Below are 20771 nucleotides of genomic sequence, written 5' to 3'. Positions count from 1 at the left end.
TAAGGTTGTGACTATCGGCCTCAAATATTTAGTGTTTTAACATGATAAAGGCGAACCTTCTCAGGTTCGCCTTTTTTGATTTTGGCTTCTCCCGTTTTAAGGTTTACAGTAATGATAGCGGCTTGTCTGCCTTGCGCTGTATCGGCAGTATATAAAAGGCCTTGTGTATTAAAAGTGCCGTGCTGCAAGCCGCTGCCAATAGTAATTTTTTACTATGATTCGTTTTTAAAAGCCTTCTAAAACAAGTTTACCGCGTGATGTATGCGACTCTAAAATTTGGTGTGCTTTGTACAAGTTTTCTGAGTTAATAGTGCCTAAGTTTTGGCCTAGTGTAGTTTTAAGTGTACCCGCATCAATTAGCTCGCTAATTTCATTAAGTAAGTTGTGCTGCGCTGTTATGTCTGTAGTGGTGAATAGCGAGCGAGTAAACATAAACTCCCAGTGCACTGATATACATTTACGTTTAAATTTTAAAATATCGAACGAGTTTGGATCATCTATTAATGCGAACTTACCTTGGGGCTTAATACAGGCAACTATTTCGTCTTGATATTGGTCGGTGTGAGTTAAACCAATAACGTAGTCAAACTCTTTTAAACCAAGCTCTACTCGTTGCTCGTTTAGGCTTTTTGAGTGATCGAGTACATGATCTGCACCTAACTCTTTTAACCATTTAACACTTTCTTCTCGTGATGCAGTGCCCACAACGGTGAGATCTGTAAGTTGTTTAGCTAGTTGCACTAAAATAGAGCCGACACCACCGGCGGCGCCAATCACTAAAATAGATTTATTACTTTTTTGCTTATTTTTAGCCACCTCTAGGCGGTCAAACAACATTTCGTAGGCGGTAATACTTGTTAATGGAAGTGCCGCTGCTTGCGCATCAGTTAGTGAGCTCGGCGCGCGACCAACAATGCGTTCATCTACGAGTTGAAACTCAGCGTTACTGCCTTGGCGTGATAAATCGCCGGCGTAAAACACTCTATCGCCTATGTTAAAAAGCGATACGTTGTTACCTACTGCTTTAACTATACCAACGCCATCCCAGCCCAGTACTTTGTATCCCTGCTCAGGCGCTACATTTGCGCGAATCTTTGTATCTACGGGATTTACCGAGATAGCATTTACTTCAATAAGTAAGTCGTGCCCGGTGGCCGCTGCGGTTTCAAGCTCAATGGCTAGAATAGACTGTGGAGTAAGTGTTGGAGAGTTGTGGGTATAGCCAAATGCTTTCATAGCGGTTCCTTATGAATATTCACATGTAAATGCCTTTTGTATTTTAGCTACTATAGCGCAGTTGGAAAATAGAAAAAGACATGGAGAACTAAAGTACTTTTAAATTTAAATTGAAAATATGCGCTCATTTAACGATTTACAAATTTCTATTGATGTTGCCGTCCTGTCATTTATATTGCTTTGCAAACTGAACTATACAATGAATAAAAAAATCCCCTCGACAAAAGAGGGGATAAAGTTTGAAAACACAGGAAGTTTTCAATATTTGCTCTCGGGAGAGTGCGATAATACAGGCTACTGTGTGCGTGCTAACCTTATTTCTAAGGGATCTTTAATACGGTTTTTGGCAATGGAAAGCTCGTGTTGCGCTCTTTGCAAAGCCTCTTGAACTTCATGAAACTTCACAGTTGCTGAGAATAACGCTTTCGCACTTATTTCTCCTGCCTCAAATTGAGCATTAATAATAGTCAACAAAACTTCGCTTTTGATAGCGTCATGTTCGAGGGCTTTTACAAAAGCTTCACTATTATCCAGTGCTATTTTTTCCGGCGTTTCAATTAGCTCAATTGTTTTTGTTTCTGTCGGACGAATTTGCACACTAGCAGCGTCTGCGTCTTGCACAGCAAGCAGAGAAAATAAAAATAAGGCGGCAACACCCGTGAATACGATTTCTTTAACTGCGCCGCTGAATACATGTAATCTCATGATTTAATTCCTTGCGTTTTTCTTTAATGAGGTAAGTTTACGCAACAAATTCATATAACAATAATTATATAAACATATGAGATGCATTTTCAAACGTGATGTATTATCGTGTAAGTAAATTGACCCCGCTTCTTAGAGATTTGTTATGCGTCCACACGAACTGAATTTGCTCATTATTTTTGATGCCATTATGACCGAAGGTAGCATTAGCCGCGCCGCTGAAAGGTTGGCAATGACGCAGCCAGCGGTGTCGAATGCGGTTAGTCGCATGCGCTCAGCTTGGAAGGACGACTTATTTGTAAAAAGTGGCCGAAATATTAAACCCACCATAAAAGCCAGCAACATGTGGGAGCAAATTAAAAAACCGATAGACGACTTGTCTTCTGTGATCAAACCGAGCCTATTTGACCCGTTAATATCAACAAGAACGTTTAGAATTGCTGCGTCTGATATCGTCGTTACTATGATGATATTGGAACTGCGAAAATATATTGAGGAACACGCCCCCAATATAAGCCTGCACATGATCCCCTATACCATTGTTAACGCAACCGAGGTGTTAGATGACGCCAGTGTCGATCTAGTCATTGGAGGCGGTACAAATCTTCAGCAGGTTAATATTCGTAATGAGCTGCTTTTTAATCCGCACTACATTTGTGCCATGCGCCCAGGTCATCCACTAGCAAAAAGCAAATTAAAACTGGAGGAGTTTGCAAAAGCACAGCATTTACTTGTGTCGCTGTCAGGCAATGTAACAGGTATTACAGATGAAGTTTTAGCTCAGCAAGGACTGTCTCGTAAAGTGGCGATGTCGGTAAATCAGTTTAGTATGGTGACACCGTTGTTAGCTAACAGTGATTTAATCTGTGTTGTACCGCTAGGTGCGGTTGCCAGCGGTATTATTAGCGGCGAAATAACCGGAACCTTGCCGCCAATCGATCTGTCACCGCCAGGTGCAAGCATGCTGTGGCACTCACGGCAAGACAAGGATGAGGGACTGATTTGGTTGAGAGATCAGGTTCGTCGAATTATTAAAGAAGCTGAAGTGCGCAATATCAATGAATCGATGCCTAAACTCTGTGGCAGCAGTAAGGAGTTGTGTGCAAAACTTAATACTGTTGTTATTTCGCAAGCCCCTTAAAATCGACATGGTGGTAAATTGTCCGTAACTATTCACTGCCGTATTTATTTTGAGCGTCGAGCAAAATCTCCTGTGTGATTAGTCTTTTATAACGACGCTGTCTTCGCCTTGCTTTTGCTGCGTTTGCACGCCATTGGTTACGCTTGTCTACCACAATATCGTCAATGTCGTTAGCAAAATTAACGTTTGCAGCATCTTTTGGAGAAGTTCGTTTACTCATTATTCTGCTTCGTATTTAAAATGAAAAAGTGTGTTGTTTTTGACGCCATTTAAGCGAGGACTCATTCAACTGAGTTAAATCCACTTGGCCATTAATAATGCGCCTGCATAACGAAACAGCTGCTTTCGCTTGAGTGGCGTTTAAATGTTGGTAAGCGGGTGCCTTTATAAATTCGTACCACGCACCTTCACAAATAGTATCGAGCACGATCCGTTGGAAGCAATGGTCATGTTGAACGGGCCATTTTTTTACACTTCCTTTGCCTTGCTCTACTTTTACCTGCTTAGCCAGTGAGGGCATTACATCGCGCGTAAGTGTTAAGTACTCTTGTATTGATTCTGCTGTGCTGCTCATGCCTTTTGCGTCACTCGATTTTTTTTGGTTTGCTGTATTTTTAGGTAGCATTACGGCTAAACGTAAATAACAAGCTTTACGTGATGAGCCATAAAACAATCACCATCGCTATTAACTGCACGGTATTAATCAACACAGTTATTCTATGATACCGATTAAAATCTGCTTGCCTGCCCTCGTCCGTCGCTTTGTTTGCTAACGGCATAAACACTTGCCGTGACACAAAAAAACCAAGTGCCGAAGCAGTAGTAACCACCAGTAACCACGCGCCGAAGTTCTGACTGAGCAAAAGATACGCGATACCAGCTAAGGCTGTGCTAAGAATGCCGAAATACAAATAATAAAACGGAAAAAACTTTCTGATAAAGGGGCGAGCAACGTCGTTAGGTAACTTAATAAAAATAAGTGGCGCAAACAAAACTTGGAAAGCTACCATACCACCCAAAATAATGGCTACGACTAATAATTGAATAAACTCGAGCATTCTGATTCCTCAACAGTAATATTATCTTTTACGCAAAATATGAATAAAGGGCTCAAGCAGGACAGGTTATTATAACATGGGCGGTGTCTCAGATGCTTGCCACTGCCGTGGTTTGTATGCACTAACGCTAGACCTTCATAAAGTTTGATAGAGATTAGTAGTCTATTTGACCTAACCGCCGCCTTCGCGAGCAGGCCGGAGTTTTTATTTGCAATAGCAGGTGATGTGAACGGTCTGCAATCTGTCATTTTTTACCTGATCAACTGGCTCTTAAATACGGCAAAGCAGACGTATGGCGTTCAAAGTTTAAAGGAAGCTTTAGCTACAATAAAAGTGTCAGTTTTTTTTACAAATCCCTTTTAAGTATAAGTTAATTATAATTTTTTCCAATGAAGTTATGGGGTTATGATTTGGTCTTAAAATTGCTTAAGACGCTTGATTAACTTTAGTCCTATAGTCGTCTTTGGAGATCTTAATATGAAAAAAATGTTATGTAGTACTGCAATGTTGTTAGGTATGGTCTTGTTATCAGCCACTGCAAATGCAAATTTAATTGTAAACGGCAGCTTTGAGCAGCCTGGTGAGGGAGTAAGAACGAATTTTGCAAACGCTCCAACAATTGCGGGATGGCAAAGCAGCAGATCGTTTGAAATCTGGGACCTATTCGGGCTTCCATCGTATGATGGGTTCCAACATCTTGAATTAAACGCAAGTGGCACTGGACCATGGTCAATTTGGCAGGATTTTGAAACCGAAGCAGGTAATTGGTACACATTGAGTTTTGCTGCGGCTGGTCGAGGAAATAGCGATAGCTTGTCAGTTGAACTAGCGAATAGCGCTATTTGTCTTGGACAAAGATGCCGCTCAACGCCATCGTTTATCGAAGATACTGTTGAGTTGACCAAAAATGTCTGGCAATTATTCACTTACAGTTTCCAAGCACAAGCAGACCGCAGTCAAATAAAGTTTACCTCTGTTACACCGAATAGTTCTTTAGGTAATTTTATTGACGACGTTCGCGTTGTTCCTTCACCCTCTATTGCCCTATTGTTTGGAATGGGATTGTTAGGTTTAGCGTTAAGCGTTAGACAACGTAAAGCTAAATAATTAGTTATCTAATTAGGTTGTTTTAAATGATGCGAGGACGTTAAAAACAACACAATATAAATATAAGTTAAAAAGCCTGCATTGAGTTGACTCAACAAATTGGTCACGTCAACAAGCAGGCTTTTTTTTTGAAATACTGAGTTCTAGCAAAATTTCATGCTAAAGAACAAAAATCGCTACACTAATAAATTTGTAAGCGCACTCAATTATCGCTAATCTCTAGTTCAGCTAATAATCGCTTTTTTTGCAAGACTCAGTGGGATGTAACCGATGGCAAAGACCGACATAGAAAAATCATTTCAAACTCTCAAAAGCACTATACCTTTGTTGTTGAAATATAATATTCCCGCTATCCCCACCAATTATGCCCTCTGGTATACGTATGTTTCTAACGATTCTCCACAGTTAAATCAGGACATTGATGAAAACCTGCAAAAAGGTTATCCGCTTTCCGTGGCGAAAACAAAAGAGTTATATCGTAATTATTTATCTGAAAAGCAGGAAGTCGATGCTTGGCAATTGCGCCAAAGCATGGAAGCAATGTTATTAGAAGTGTCGCAATCGATGAAAGACACAAAATCTGACACGACTGAATTTAAATCCTTAATGGACGCTAATCTCGATAACTTGTCGAAAGTAGAAAAAGAAGGCTTGTCAGTTACCGAGGTTATGGCATTGGTACGCAAGATGGTGCATGAATTACAAGCCATTAGGCAAAAAACTATTAGTTTTAGTGGTTCATTAGTCAAAGCTGAAAAAGAGATAGAGTCGCTAAAATTAAAGCTGCAGGAAAGTCAACACGAAGCCTTATACGATGCTCTTACAGGCTTATGCAACCGACGTTATTTTGATTCAGAAATCGAGAGCAAAATAGGTATCGATAAGATGTCATTAATGCTTATAGACATTGATCATTTTAAAATCATTAATGATACCCATGGGCATTTAATGGGAGACTTAGTACTGAAAGCGGTCGCTAAAAAATTACAATCCGGTTGCCGTGAAGATGCACAAGTCTTCCGCTACGGCGGCGAAGAATTTGTTATATTGATGCCAGGTGCAGACTTACAAAAAGCAAGGCATATCGCAGATGTAATGCGACGCTCAATTGAGAAAATTGCGGTAAAAGATAGGCGCACTGGCAACGTGCTGGGTGACGTAACTGTATCAATTGGCGTTGCCCAACGAACCAAAGGTGAACAGCCCCATGACTTGGTGGAACGCGCAGACAAACTGCTTTATAAAGCAAAAACGCTTGGACGTAACCGAGTAATGCCAATCAGTTAAGTAGCATCTAAATTCCAAGCTGAAATTATGTCACACCTGCTTAAGCTCCCATAAATTATTTGAAGCGAACCAATTGGTTCGCTTTTTTTCGCGTTACCCCAGACTTTCGTCTACCTAGTACCGACCTTTGTATAGTTATGAAATATAAAACATAGGTATACAATCATCCGAGAAGTAAACAGTTTCTTGTGCACCAGCACTTTTTTGATATTAGGTAAGCTAACCAGTAATATACTCATGGAGCAATAGTCATGCGCAGTTTAGGAAAATTATCCCCCATCACTTTGGCTATTCAGCAACATAAAGCGCATGCGTATAAAGCGTCATGGTTAGCTGCTTGCTTAGCAATTTCTTCACCAGCTATAGCAGGCGTTCAAACACCTGAAAACACCAAATGGATAGGGACATCTCCTAGCCAAGAATTCATTGATCAATTTCAGTTTACACCTGAACAAATCAAAAATCAGATTGATGAAGATGGTTTTGGCGCTTTGCGTTTTGGTGTAACTGACCGCAATATTTGGGGTGCCAACCAAACGAGCACCAGTATTGACTACAGCCTTACTTCAAGCCAATGGAACTCTGTGTTTGGGCGTCCACCAACCGCGAGATTAGGCGTTGGTGCTATAGCAGAAGCTTGCCTGCCGCTTGTCGGTTGCGCCAAAGCGGGAGCCGCCGCGGGTATAGAATTAGAAACTTATGTTTTACCGTATTTAAAAATGGAATTTGATCCTGGCACTTTTGATGCAAAAGTTGAATATGCACCCTCAGCCGTCTATCAATATGAAGGTTTGGGAGTCGACTTCTCCAAACTTGATACGAAATCAAATTTAGTTGATAGCAAGTCAGAATTTAGATTAGACGCGCCGTCGTTATTCTTAGAAACTGGCGTGAATATAGAAGCGAACATAAATCTGTTCGCTGAAGCCTGTTTACTCGGCTGTTTTCTTGATGAAACCTTCAATTTATATAGCACAGACTTCAAAGTTCCATTAATTAAGCTCGATACAGGTTCTGGAGAAAAACCAGGGTCTGAGGCTACTTTTATCGTGTTTAACCCTAATCCAGACGAAGTTTTGGTTAATATTGGTAATCTCATCGCCAACCCTGGAGGTGAGTTAATAGAGACATTTAAAGACAGCCTCTACACCGACGCAACGCCGCTTCTTGTCGGCACAGTCGATGGCCAACTAAGTGAACAGTTAAGCGGTGAAAATAAAGAGAAATGGCAAAATGCAAAAGACTCAATAAGTTCAGCGCCTATTTCAGTTGGTTTTTCTCTACCTTTTTCTGAAGATGATGGCGCAAGCGTTGGCTTTTCAGGCGGTACTGCAAGCAAGGTTATCGGCGGTGAATTGTTAAGCTTACAACTCGATTTGGATCAAGTTTTAGGTTACGCATTTGGCCTTAAAGATGGTGCTAAATTTTCACTTGATCAGTTCGGTGTTGATACCGGCCCAGTGACTGGCAGCATTGAGCTAGGTGATGCCAAAGTTGGTCCTGTTATTGAGTTAAAAACCGATGTATCACTTTCTCCAGAGTTAATGGTCAATCTTGAGTTTGATAACGAAGTGCGCATTCGCGGACAAATTGGCAAACAAACGTCCTATTATGGCGTATGGGATGACTTACCTGAAATTGCATTAAGTGCCGAGTCAAACATATTAGGCGTTAACGAAAACGTAAATGATAAAACCGTTAGTGCAACACCAACATTTTCAGTCAACGCGAACCTGAGTAATCATACTTACTTAGACTTGAAAGCAAAAGCCACTATTGACTTGTTATCTGTTGAAATTGATATCGAAGGTGACGGCTTGCCTGGTTTAGAGTTTGGGCCAGTACTTTCCTATGAAGCAAAATCTAGCAGCTTATATCAGGTAGATTTATTTAAGGACACGTTTGCCGTAAATAATTGGAATGCACTGGCGAAGAATGCGGAAGGCGTCGAGTCTGAAACGGCACAACAAGGTATTGCTGGAAAAGCGCTTACCTTCAACGCCTTTGGCGAAATTGTTTTCCAAGCTCGGGCCGAAGGTGGAAGTAGTGATTCTTTCTATGACAATGATGATCGTATTGACGTGGATCTAAGCACCAGCAAAGTATTAGCTGCTCAGCGCACGAAGCACCAAAGAAACCTTTACGACAATTCAGCTAATAGCATCCAGCAATTAGCAGCGGGAGATACTGTCGTTCAAGACAGCATTTTCAATGAATTGAAAATTGGCAATAAGTCTGCCGCACATGTTATGCAAGACGGACTCTTTACCAACGATGGCGGCAAAACCTTCACAGTCGAAGCGGGGGGAGGGTTAGAGCTCGGTAAGGACAATAATTATAAGGTGCGAAGCCTTGCAAGCGAGGGGCTTGCTGGACAAACGAGTACCGTAGCGGGTGTGATCAATAACGGTAAATTGCAGGTTTTTGGTGACGTTTACAGTAATGCCGGTGTTGAGAATGACGGTCATAAATTTATCAACGCAGCATCAGGAAGCAATGGCACGCCAAGCTTATTGGTAGGGGCGAACGGCTGGTTGAAGTTTGATGGTCAATTTATTAACGAAGGCGTTATTAATAACTACGGTGCGATTGAGTTGACGGAAGAGAATAATAAATCTTCGAATTTGTTTGCCAATTACTACGGCGGCGAAATCGACGTACACGGTTCATTATCGCTGGAGCGTAAAGAGCTTGAAAGCTTAAACAACGCCGGCACGTTGAGAGTTTTTGCGGGTGGAGAACTTGAGATAGAGAGAGCACAGCAAAGACAGTTTACCAATTACGTTGATGTGAATAATACGGGTAATTTAGTTATCGATGCAGGTGGCGAATTGCGTATGACGAAAAGCGCAGCTAACTCAGCTGGCGCCGAGCTTCTCAACGTAGGTACAGTATCTAACAGTGGTTACGTATTGAACGACGTTGGGCAAACCATTACTAACGGGACAAAAGACGCCGACTTTACTACTCTATTTGGCGCAAATGGAGATTGGCGTAATAGCAATGCTATGGCCTTACGTACCACGAATCTTGCTGCAACAGAGGCAGCACAGCAGTTGTTTTTAGACGAAAACAAAAAAATGGAAACCGCAGCTCAAGTCAATGCAAACGATAGACTGTTGTGGATTGATTCAGACGCTTACGTAAACCGTGAAACAAGAACGCAGGACTATGTCGAATCAACTCACGCCTTAAACGACCTCAGAAAGAGTGGTGGCACGGTTGATGTTGCGGCAAAAGTTGTCCAAAACCTAGTGGTGGCTATGACCAGTGATGGCTTCGGCGTTTGGGAAAACGAAAGTGGAAGCTTACTGGTTAATGAGGGCAATATTGAAAACAACGCCGTTATGGTCAACCACGTTGGCGCAAGCACTTACAACAGTGGTGCCTTAGACAACAATGGCTACCTGTTGAACACTGGGCAGTTGATCAACAACAAAGGCCCAGAACAAAACCCTGCTGTACTCTCTAATACTGGCCGTTTGGAAAATGGCACCGAACAAATTGGCTTGGCAAATATATCCGAAACCACCAATTTGGGTCGTATCGAAAACAGAGGTGAGTTGGTAAATCACGACACACTGGTTAACTTTGGTTCAATTAACAGCGTTGATGACGGTAGCGGACAAACGGCCAGTACACGCATCGAAAATAATGGCTCTCTCTCGAATTTAGGGCAGTTAAGCAATAACGCAGCAATGACTAACGCTCAGGGCGCAGAGGTTAACAATTACGCCACAATTACCAATACCGGCGTTATTGATAATCATGGCTTCTTTAATAATGGCGTTAAGGGCAGCGCTATTGGTCAAAGTGATATTGCAGGACAAGGTCAAGCTGCTCAAGATTTCTACGCTTCTGTGCAGTCCTTGCAAAACGATAAACAAGCTCTACAGAATGTTAACCAGAAATACAACAACGAGCTTGCACGTCAATCAGCGAATGGCTTTAAAGGTACCGTAAATGCAGATAGCTCTAAAGCTTGGGCAATACACCTTTATGAAAAGTACCTAGTTTCTAACCTAGCGACCGACAGTTCTAGCGATATCTACGGCCCTAACAAAGGCTCTTTAGCGAAAGATCGTGATTTTATCCGCTCAGAAGTTATTAAATATTCGGGTAACGCTCAGCTTAATGCAGCATGTGCAACGGACCTACTGGCTTGTTACAAGTACTATTATGGCGCGCGTAGAAGTGGAGGCGGTATTTATGGCAATGATAGTGGCATAAACTACGATTTTTCAAATAGTGCGGGTTTTGCTAAAGATGGTACTGGTATACAAGCATTTTCAATGTTTAACGACAGTAATTTCTTTGAAAATAATCAGGGTACTTCGAGCGATGAAAATCGCTTTGAGTGGACGATGTTGATGATGATGGAGGCTGAGGGTCTAAATATAGGTGCATTAGATTGCGCTAGAGATAGTAACTGTCGTGGAGAGAGTTATGAGCCTTGGAATAATGCTAGCAATCAACAAACGCGCAAATCGTACTATCTCAGCTATGGCCGTGGTCTAGCGACATCAACAAACGGTGATGACTTTACACCAGGTGATATCAATGAATTAGAAGCGTTATATGCACGTTGGACCGATAAAGTGTTCTTTAAATCAGAAGACTATCTGCGCAATGGCATTGCGCTTACCCTAACCGATGTGAATGCTTCATCTAACGCTGCTGCTGCTGATTTGGTGAAACTTTATAAAGCAATGTACTCCAAAGGAAATACGTATACGCCAAGTGGTTTAATTGAGACTATCCAACAAAAAATAGCGAATTTACCAACCAAAGACTTTGGTGACCTTGTTGCATCCTTAACTGATATAAAAAGTGCAGATGTCGATCAACTTATAAGCGGTTTAGGATCAGCATTAGGCTCGGCTGGCTTTGATCTCGAAGGCATCACGTCAATGGATGCTAATCTCGACAACAGTGGCACCTTCAATAACCGCGGCGTTGTGAACAACAGCGCAATCATTTCGAATAGTGAAACGGGCGTTATTAACAACAGTGGCGTACTCATGATCGGCAGCACCGGTAAAATTGAGAACGACGGTGAAATTAATCTTGAGAGTTATGTGCTAGATACTTTTGATTCACCTACCGGTCCGGTTGATCAGGTGCAAGAAGGACTGTTAATTTCAAATGGTATTATTAATAACCGCGGTGTTATTGATATTTCTGCTGGAACTTTGGTTAACGGCACAATGAAGAAAGTTGGCGTTGATGGCGAACTTGCCTTAGTTAACTCACAAACGATGATCACGAACGATGGCAGCATCAAGTTATCTGGTCAAAGCAAAGTTGAGAATGGTCAGCTATTTGTTAACAAGGCCTTGTTAATTAATAATGCGACGATTGTGAACAATGGCTTGATTGAAATAGGTGCGCAAGATTCGTTCAAAGTGAATGATGAAAATGGCCAGTTTCTTGGCAATATCTATTCATCTAACACTCTCCAAAATAGAGGCAACTTAATTAACCAAGCAGGTTCGACGTTAAGCAATAACGGCATCCTGCAAAACTCTGGATTAATTGAAAACCAAGTGGGTGCAACATTCACCAATGCAGGCTTATTGAATAACGCGACACCTGGCAAGATAACATTTGCTGAGGATGCAACGATAGGCGGCATACTGATTAACAATGGCCTTATTGCAATGGATGCGGGTGAATTACTTACGCTGACTGGGAATATCTCTGGTAGCGGCACCTTTGCCGGCGATACTTCATTACTGGGAGCCTCTGTGAATCCGGGGAATAGCCCAGGCTTAATGACGTTCATCGGCAATGTAAGTGCCAATGATGTTGACTGGGTAATGGAGATTTGGGGGACCGAACGAGGCATAGGTTATGATGCTATCGATATTGATGGTAATTTCAATATATTAGGTGATATGTCGCTTTCGATATTGTCTTTATTAGATTTTGATACCTTAATTAGCCAAGACTTTAGCTTCTTTGACGTTAGCGGTGATTTATATGATGCAGCTGGTGGCTTACTCACAGCATCATTCGAGTTCTTTGGCTTTACCGATGAAATGGAAGGTAACTGGACTGGAAACTGGCTCAAAAGACACACTGGAGGCTGGAGCTTAAACCTCTCATTTGATGGCGATAATATTGATATTTATGATGACTTGCGTGCTTCTGTTAGCTCACCAGGCGGACCGACTCAAGTATCTGCTCCAGGTTCGTTATTGTTAATGCTCTCAGGTTTACTCTTTTTAGGATTACGTAAACGCGCTAATAAGAAAAGTAACTTATAATATAGTCTGCTTAATAAACAACTCCTCTTATCGGGGAGTTGTTTAGACTAATATTAGTGCTAGTGCATTACCTTTTATTGCAGTAGATTATTAACAAGTTAGTGCGCATGTTAACCATGGAGTTCCAAATATTGTTTCGCCCTACAGCCATCATTATTATAAGTTTGTTTTTGGTCAGTTGTTTCAGCCCTAAAACACCGCAAGAAATCGTTGAGCAGGCTGAAACCTTGGTTGCTAATAAACAATATAATCAGGCCATAATCGTTTATAAAAATGCAATAGAGCAAACACCATCTTTTATAGAAGCTCGCTTTAACTTAGGCTTAATTTATTTTTCCTTAGGCGATCACGCTTCTGCAGAAAAGTATTTCCTCAATGCTTATGATGCTGATTATTCTAAAGAGGAGGTTGTGCTGTTATTGGCCGCGACTTATCTTCAGCAAAATAGTATGACTGCGCTCAAACACCTTCTGGATACTCACAGCAAACCCAATGTCAATTCAGAATTTGACCTGCAATTAGCATTGTATAATGTTCAATATTTGGCGCGAAACAGTAAGCTCAAACAGGCTCAGAAAATACTGGATGATATTCTTCTCAACCTCTCGCAATTAGAACGGGAATGCGAATTATGTTTGCTCACTCAAGCACATTTGCAAAGCTACAACGCCCCTACAAAAGCCATAGATACAATCGGTAAATTACTATTGGCATTTCCTGAAAACGCACAAGCGTATTTATTGCGTGGGCAACTCTACTTCGCTTTGCGCGATCCGTCCGAAGCGATGAACAATTTTAAACGTTTTCAAGAGCTGCAGCCTAAAGCGGGTTTCGTTCAGCTTTTAATCGCGGTCACCGCATTTCAAATGAAAGACATTGTCAATGCCACCAAGTACGTTGATGACCTAATAGCGGCTAATCCAAATCAAGCCTTAGTTAACCATTTAAAGGCACTGTTAGTTTTTGAGAAAAAAGACTACGAGGCAGCAAGGGTTTATGCAGAACGGTCGATTGACCGAGGTTTGAAATCACCCGCAAATTACTTGATGGCCGGAGTATCGGCATATTATGAAGATAAAATGGAAATAGCCTATAAGCATTTACAAAAAGCCGTTACTTTCTATCCGGAAAATGACCAACTTCAACAGCTACTGATGTTCATTCAATTCCGATTTGGTTACCTAGAAGAGGCGAGCGCAAGTTATAAAAAACAAGATCAACGCAGCGTACAAAACCTACTGTTTGGTAATTTAATGGCGTATAGATTCATCCAAGATGGTCAATTTGATCAAGCTGGCAGCATTCTTGATTACTTAGGCAATACGCCTATGTCTCAGCCTGCCATTCGTTTACAAACGCAAGCTTTACAAAATCAACTCAAACTTGAAGAAGCAATTCCGTTAACTGAGTTAGTTACAAGCACTCAAGATAAGCCTTCAGAACAGAAGTTGCTTCAAATAATATTGTTCATACAGTCAAACGCCATAGCTCAGGCAAAGGATGAAGCACAAAAGTGGTTATTACAGGATTCTCAAAATCTAGATGCGCTAAATGTTCTCGCCTATGTCTTTCAACAATTACAGGAGCCCGAAAAAGCACGGCCACTGTTAAAGCAAGCGCTGGAAATAAACCCACTTAATACGCTAAGCTTATTCTTCTTCGCTGAGGAGGCGTTGTCACAATCCAATTACCAGCAAGCAAACTTGTATTATCAGACTATTTTGCAAGCGAACCCGCAAAACCTTTCAGCGTTGCGTTCTTTGCTGAAGCTTACCTTCAAACATCAAGGCTCACCAAATTGGGAACAACTGCTCGCATCACTTGATTTAGCGCTTATTTCGGATGATCAAATTATCGCGCTTAGCGATGCAATGTTTCAATGGCAGGACTATGCGCGGCTAGACACGTTTTTGATGGAATATAAACCACAATCGCAGTGGTCTGACTTAGTCTGGATGGTATGGCTCAAAAATAGTTTTTCATTGTCGGGTGTCGATAAATTTAACAGTAATTTTGAGATTTATTTCAAAAATAATCCACTAAAAGACCACGTAATGTTTGCTTTATCTGTTCTTGAAAACCAAAGACAATTCGAGCAAATGTCAGCACTTATTGAACGACTACCTGAGCCAATGCAAAGCACTGACGCTGTGCAATTACAAAAGGCCATGGTGATGCTAGAACTTAAACAGTTTGAGCAAGCTGAGGCCGTTATAAGTCCGCTGGAGAAGAATCAAACGGTGCGAGCTGCAACCTTGTATATAAATGGTCGTACAATGGAGGATGCAGGCGACCTAGTGCAGGCGGCAAGCTACCTTACGGCTTATTACGAAGACTTACCTAGTTTTCATTCGGTTAATGCGTTGGCAAACGTGCTTGTGAAAGCAAATAGAAGCGAGCAACTGTTGTCAGTTGCCAAGGAGTATGTAGAAAACTTCCCGCAAGATAATACTGCATCTCTATCTTTGGCACTTAAGCTGGCGCCTAGCCAGCCTGCGTTCTCATTGAAATTGTTAGAACGCGAACAGATCCAGTGGCTAATTGAGCGCAATTGGAAACTATCAAATAATATTGCATGGCTTTACTTTACTCAGCGAGCTCCAGAAAAAGCGATAAAGTATTCCACCAATGCATTGATGCTTAATGCGGATAATAACCAAGTGAAATTAGTGCACGCTAACATACTGATGGCACTCAATAGAGAAGCCGAAGCATTGCTGGTGCTGCAAGACGCGAAACAGCCCAATAGTGACATCACAAGCTTGATAGATAAGCTGCTGCTAGCCACGCAGAGCTAGCAGCGCCAACGTTTCATATTGAAATACGAGGTTTTCTATTGACCAAAACGCTCCGCGTCAGCTGGCTTATTGGCAACAATTGTTTCAATCCGTTCGACCACTTCTGGCCTTAGCTTTGAGATAGCATCCATCGCGCTTAAGTTGTCCTCGAGCTGGCTCAAACGAGACGCTCCTAGTATAACTGTGCTCACGTTCGGATTCTTCAAGCACCAAGCAATTGATAAATGTGTCATGCTGATATCTAGCTCTTTTGCTAATGCGCTTAACTGGCGAATTTTGTCTAGCTTATTTTTACCATCTTCGCTGGTCCATAAGTCCCGCAACCATTCATAGCCAGGCAGCGCGAGGCGGCTATCGTCAGGAATGCCATCGTTATATTTTCCGGTTAATAAACCGCTGGCCAGTGGCGACCAAATAGTCGTACCCATGCCAAATTCTTCATATAATGGGGTAAACTCCCCATCCACTTTATCGCGATGTAATAAGTTGTACTGAGGCTGCTCCATGGTTGGTGGTGTTAAGTGCTCTTGTCTTGCAATCGCATGAGCTTGTGTAATTTGCTGTGCTGACCACTCGGAGGTACCCCAATAAATGACTTTACCTTGTTGCACTAAATTGTGCATTGCACGCACTGTTTCTTCAATCGGGGTGTCAATATCCGGTCGATGGCAAAAATACAAATCGAGGTAATCAACACGTAAGCGTTTGAGAGCTGCGTCACACGCATCGCGAACGTGTTTGGCACTCAGTCCTAATTGCATTTGTTTATCGCCACCCCAGAATACTTTAGAGGACACTGCATAGGTGTCTCGCGCTAATCCAATGCCTGAAATTGCGTCTCCCATTATTTTTTCTGATTCGCCTGCCTCATACCCTTCGGCGTTATCAAAAAAATTTATGCCACCATCGTAGGCTGTTTTTAGCAGTTTTTTAGCATCATTCATATCAACTTGCTTGCCAAATGTGACCCAAGATCCTAGTGACAATGCAGAAACTTTCAGTCCGGCTTTACCTAAGCGACGATATTCCATTTTTATTTCCTTACTAAATTTTTTGACCAAACTAGTCTTGTCGTATCTTGACCACAGGCAATAAAAAACGCAAGTTAAGTATTCCCTAGTGGTATTCAATCTTTTTTCCTCCCCGGTTATCGACAGCACTTATAGCGGCCAATCAAACAAAATGAATATTATCTTCGGTTAACTCTGAGTATATTCAAGATAGGCACATTATTTTCAAGCTAATCCAAACATTCAAGGAAACCCATCATGAGCAAAAATAGTTTTAAAGACAAAGTTGTATGGATCACCGGCGCATCGTCTGGTATCGGTGAGGCTTTGAGCAGAGAGTTTGCGAATAAAGGTGCGAAGTTAGTGTTGTCTGCTCGCAATGAAAAGCAGCTAGCAAAAGTTAAAGACGATTGCGTAAATTTAGGTGCCAGCGCAGAGGCGATCTTAATTGTGCCTTTAGATGTTGTTGACTATGACGCTATGCCGAAAGCGGTAAGCCAAGTTATTGAGCATTTTGGTAAAATTGATTTTTTGATAAACAACGCTGGTATGTCGCAGCGTTCACTTTGTGTCGATACCGATATGTCGGTGTATCGGACTATGTTTGAAGTGAATGTATTAGGACAGATTGCACTTACAAAGCAAGTGTTACCTGTAATGTTGTCACAGGGCACGGGTCACATTGCTATTACTTCTAGTGTTGCTGGTAAAGTAGGTGCGCCATTGCGAACAGGATATTGCGCCGCCAAGCATGCTGTGATGGGATTCTTTGATGCATTGCGCACCGAAGTGGCGAGTGATGGCATCAAAGTCACTACAATCACGCCAGGGTTTATTAGAACGAACATTTCTGTAAACGCATTAAATGGTGATGGTAGCCCTACAGGTAAAGTGGATAGCAACATTGCTGCTGGCATGGATGTAAATGAATGTGGCGCGGTAATTATGGAAGGCTTTGAAAATGGAATTGAAGAGATTGTCGTAGGAAATGGCGAAGAAATGGGCTTGCTAACTTTAAAGCGAGAAAATCCAACAGCGACCTTTAGGGCTTTAGAACAAATGGCTGCTCAGATTAAGCTAGATCAGTAAGCGTATTGGCATGAGTTCTTGATTGAGGCTATTAACGCATGTTTAATAGCCTTTTTTGTCTTTAGACTTATCTGGTCTGACCATATGAAATAAAAATGCTAACATATAACTAACATATAATTTACAAACGGTTCCGTTAGGCTTATGATTTCGATAGGGCGCAACTTAAATAGCGCCAAATATAAGAAAAATCACACAAGCACTACAACAAAATAGGTAAATTTTTACCTAAAATAGGGAACACATATGAAGTTAACCACACGCAAATCTGCACTCGCTGCCTGCATTGCTGCCAGCTTCGCACTGATACCGCAAGTTGCGCTTGCACAAGAAGATGATTCTGAAAAAGCCGAAGAAAAAGCCGTCGAATTAATAATAGTAACGGGGAGTTATGTTCGTAGAAATGAAAACTACGAATCGCCTTCACCTATGGCGGTGGTTGACAGCGTAGATATTGACTCTATTGGTGCGAAAAATATAGCTGATATCACGCAGACTCTCACGATCAACACGGGTTCTGAAAATAACCCTGATGCATTTACACAAAATGCGACTGCGGGAACATCAAACATCAACTTACGCGGATTAGGTGTTGCATCAACGCTTGTGCTACTCAATAACAAACGTCAGGTAGTTAATGCACAACAAACCAATGAAGGTTTGAACTTTGTTGATACTAGTTCCCTAGTACCGATGATTGCGATTGACCGCATGGAAGTAATCAAAGACGGTGCTTCTGCTCTATATGGCTCTGATGCTGTTGCGGGTGTTGTTAACTTTATCACGAAACGAAATTATGACGGTGCGAAACTAAGTTTCGATTACCAAGACGGTGCTCACGGCGACAACAGTGAGTATAACTTGCAGGGCCTTTGGGGTGCTGTTGGCGACAATGGTAGCGTAATGGGGGCGTTGAGCTACACAAATCGCTCACCTCTATTCATTAGCGATAGACGTTTGTCTCGTCCAATAGACGATACCAGTTCTTTAGGTAACCCTGGTTCATTCTTTGGAGTACCAGGCCTACCTGCAGGTGCGCCGGTAATTGACCCAACGGGCTGTGCTGAATTCGGTGGTAACCCACTTGTGATCCAACCTGCTGGTGCTATCGATGTGGGCCTATGTCGTTATGACTTTGGACTCGGCTATTCTTATGTACCTACAGAAACGCGTTTAAATGTGTATTTCCGCGGTACCTACGACTTTGACAACGACGTTTCTTGGACCTCAGAAATCAGCTTTGCACGTAACCGTGCTGAACGTGGTGGAGCACCTAGTTTCCCAATCTTGACTGGTCCAGTAGTGCCAGCGACGCATCCAAATAACGTGTTTGGTGCTCCAGTCGTATTTTTCGGCCGTGCCGAAGGAAATGGCTTTGAAGCTGATCCAGCAAATACAGAATCAGATACCTTTAGATTTAATACAATGCTGACCGGTGAACTGGATGATGGTTTCTGGGAACTTAGCTATACCAACGCTAGTAACGACTTCTCGTTTAGAGTTGAAGATGTTATTAAAGACAAGTTTACACTTGCACTGAACGGTTTAGGCGGTCGCGGTTGTGATCCTGTATCGGGTACGCCGGGAACAGGATTATGTGAATATTTCAATCCATTCGCTACGTCATTTACAACGTCTCCTAATTCACAAAATGTCATTGATTCATTCTCTGGTGAGCAAGTTATTGATTCAAACTCAGATCTTGAAGTCTTAGAGGGCTTTGCGTCAATTAGTGTGTTTGATATGGATGGCGGTGCTGCGGGTCTAGCTTTCGGTGCTCAGTATAGAAAAGAACAGCTTGGACAAGATTACGACGCATTGTCAAATGAAGATTCATTTACCTTCGTTATTGGTAACCCTGATTTTAAAGATAGCCTAGACGTAATTGCAGCGTTTGCAGAACTTGCATTGCCTGTTAGCGATACGCTAGATGTCCAACTCGCATTGCGTTATGAAGACTACGGAAGCTCGATTGGCGATACGCTTGATCATAAAGTTGCGTTTAATTATCGTGCAACCGATGACTTCTCTTTAAGAGCTTCACTGTCTTCATCATTCAGAGCGCCATCAGTATTTATGCGCAATGGTGGTGCAACTAGCTTGCAGCAACTATCTGATCCGTTAATCGGTGGCGGAAATGCGTTTGCTGCTGTAAGAACCTCAGGTAACGCTGACCTTACTCCTGAAGAGTCTGATGCATACAATATCGGTTTCTCGCTAGCGCCTTTAGAAAACTGGGCAATTGAGATGGATTATTGGAACTTTGACTTTAAGAACCTGATAATCCAAGAGAATGCACAAGCTATTTTGAACTTAGATCCAAACGATACAACGCGCCTAATACGTGCAGGAGACCCAGCAACGGGTCCTTTAGTTGGCGTGAGAAATACCTTTGTTAACGCGAGTTCATTGACAACATCGGGAATAGATTTTGTATCTAGTTACAAAATCGAAACTGATGGCGCTGGTACGTTTACACCCAACATTAACGCAACGTATATTACTAAGTACGACTTAGACGATCCACAAGCGGGTAAAATTGATGGTGCTGGACGTCGTAACTTCTCGAACATTGGTGTTTCTTCACCAGAGTTACGCGCAAACTTGGGTTTAGGCTGGCAAATGGAGGCGTATAGCGCCAATCTATTTGCACGCTACGTGAGCTCATATGATGATGATCAAAACTGTACTAACGGGACGTGTTTAGAAATTGATAGTCATGTTACTTATGATGCTCAGTTTAATGTTAATTTGTCGGCATTGTTTGACACATCAACAGAATACGTCTTAACAGTGGGTGGTATTAACATTACGGATGAAGAGCCTCCTCAAGTGTTTACTAACAGTGGTTTCGACTCAAAAGTGCATGATCCTCGTGGTCGTCAGCTTTATGCTCGTATAGCAATTGAGTTTTAACATTTAGTATTGTTTGTTAATAGAAGCCCGGTTTATACCGGGCTTTTTTATACCTGCTCAACAGTTTGTTTTATTGTATGTTTGCATATCCCCGACGTTGGCTGTATTTGCTCCATGTCGCACTCCAGAGTTTGTAAGTCCTGCCGTTAAATAGT

At 41.9% G+C, this 20771-nt stretch carries 13 protein-coding genes; 7 read left to right on the top strand and 6 right to left on the bottom strand.

From position 1 onward, the window contains the following. Positions 1 to 225: 225 nt before the first annotated feature. Positions 226 to 1236: a zinc-binding alcohol dehydrogenase family protein gene (locus GNIT_RS12565; RefSeq protein ID WP_014109614.1), complete on the bottom strand. Its 1011-nt coding sequence runs from the start codon at positions 1234 to 1236 to the stop codon at positions 226 to 228. Positions 1237 to 1530: 294 nt separating this feature from the next. Beyond that, a complete protein-coding gene (locus GNIT_RS12560) occupies positions 1531 to 1941 on the bottom strand; it encodes a hypothetical protein (RefSeq protein WP_014109613.1) in 411 nt (136 codons plus the stop codon). Between the two features lie 145 nt (positions 1942 to 2086). Here GNIT_RS12560 and GNIT_RS12555 point away from each other — a divergent pair, with 145 nt between their 5' ends. After that, complete coding sequence (locus GNIT_RS12555; protein WP_014109612.1) at positions 2087 to 3082, top strand: LysR family transcriptional regulator; 996 nt, start codon at positions 2087 to 2089, stop codon at positions 3080 to 3082. Positions 3083 to 3110: 28 nt separating this feature from the next. Here the strand turns inward: GNIT_RS12555 and GNIT_RS12550 are convergent, their stop codons facing one another. From GNIT_RS12550 to GNIT_RS12540, 3 genes are all read right to left on the bottom strand, one after another. Further along, positions 3111 to 3302, bottom strand: coding sequence for a hypothetical protein (locus GNIT_RS12550; protein WP_014109611.1), 192 nt, complete (start codon positions 3300 to 3302; stop codon positions 3111 to 3113). Positions 3303 to 3317: 15 nt separating this feature from the next. After that, positions 3318 to 3656, bottom strand: a complete 339-nt coding sequence (locus tag GNIT_RS12545; RefSeq protein WP_041246855.1) for a hypothetical protein — start codon at positions 3654 to 3656, stop codon at positions 3318 to 3320. Positions 3657 to 3732: 76 nt separating this feature from the next. After that, entirely contained in the window at positions 3733 to 4140 is a 408-nt protein-coding gene (locus tag GNIT_RS12540) for a DUF4149 domain-containing protein (RefSeq protein WP_014109609.1), read from the bottom strand. 477 nt (positions 4141 to 4617) lie between these two features. Between GNIT_RS12540 and GNIT_RS17730 the strand changes: the two genes are divergently transcribed. The 4 genes from GNIT_RS17730 to GNIT_RS12515 all read left to right on the top strand — a co-directional run bounded on the left by GNIT_RS17730 (position 4618) and on the right by GNIT_RS12515 (position 15601). Further along, positions 4618 to 5247 (top strand): DUF642 domain-containing protein, encoded by a 630-nt coding sequence (locus tag GNIT_RS17730; protein WP_014109607.1) that lies wholly within the window; start codon positions 4618 to 4620, stop codon positions 5245 to 5247. Positions 5248 to 5517: 270 nt separating this feature from the next. Next, the gene (locus tag GNIT_RS12525) at positions 5518 to 6534 is read left to right on the top strand and encodes a GGDEF domain-containing protein (RefSeq protein WP_014109606.1); all 1017 of its coding nucleotides are present in this window, start codon (positions 5518 to 5520) and stop codon (positions 6532 to 6534) included. A 251-nt stretch (positions 6535 to 6785) separates the two neighbouring features. Then, positions 6786 to 12803 carry a hypothetical protein gene (locus GNIT_RS12520; protein ID WP_014109605.1) on the top strand — a complete coding sequence of 2006 codons (6018 nt, stop codon included), beginning with the start codon at positions 6786 to 6788 and terminating at the stop codon, positions 12801 to 12803. A 131-nt stretch (positions 12804 to 12934) separates the two neighbouring features. Continuing rightward, complete coding sequence (locus GNIT_RS12515; RefSeq protein ID WP_014109604.1) at positions 12935 to 15601, top strand: tetratricopeptide repeat protein; 2667 nt, start codon at positions 12935 to 12937, stop codon at positions 15599 to 15601. A 35-nt stretch (positions 15602 to 15636) separates the two neighbouring features. Here the strand turns inward: GNIT_RS12515 and GNIT_RS12510 are convergent, their stop codons facing one another. Next, positions 15637 to 16632, bottom strand: coding sequence for a potassium channel beta subunit family protein (locus GNIT_RS12510; RefSeq protein WP_014109603.1), 996 nt, complete (start codon positions 16630 to 16632; stop codon positions 15637 to 15639). 237 nt (positions 16633 to 16869) lie between these two features. Here GNIT_RS12510 and GNIT_RS12505 point away from each other — a divergent pair, with 237 nt between their 5' ends. Both GNIT_RS12505 and GNIT_RS12500 read left to right on the top strand, forming a co-directional pair. Next, positions 16870 to 17700: an SDR family oxidoreductase gene (locus GNIT_RS12505; protein WP_014109602.1), complete on the top strand. Its 831-nt coding sequence runs from the start codon at positions 16870 to 16872 to the stop codon at positions 17698 to 17700. A 246-nt stretch (positions 17701 to 17946) separates the two neighbouring features. Beyond that, complete coding sequence (locus tag GNIT_RS12500) at positions 17947 to 20616, top strand: TonB-dependent receptor plug domain-containing protein (protein WP_014109601.1); 2670 nt, start codon at positions 17947 to 17949, stop codon at positions 20614 to 20616. Positions 20617 to 20771: the final 155 nt, after the last annotated feature.

This window comes from Glaciecola nitratireducens FR1064 (genome assembly GCF_000226565.1).
Classification (GTDB): Bacteria; Pseudomonadota; Gammaproteobacteria; order Enterobacterales; family Alteromonadaceae; genus Glaciecola; species Glaciecola nitratireducens.
The sequence above is the reverse complement of the archived record's forward strand: the minus strand, read 5'-3'. Positions and strand labels throughout refer to the sequence as shown.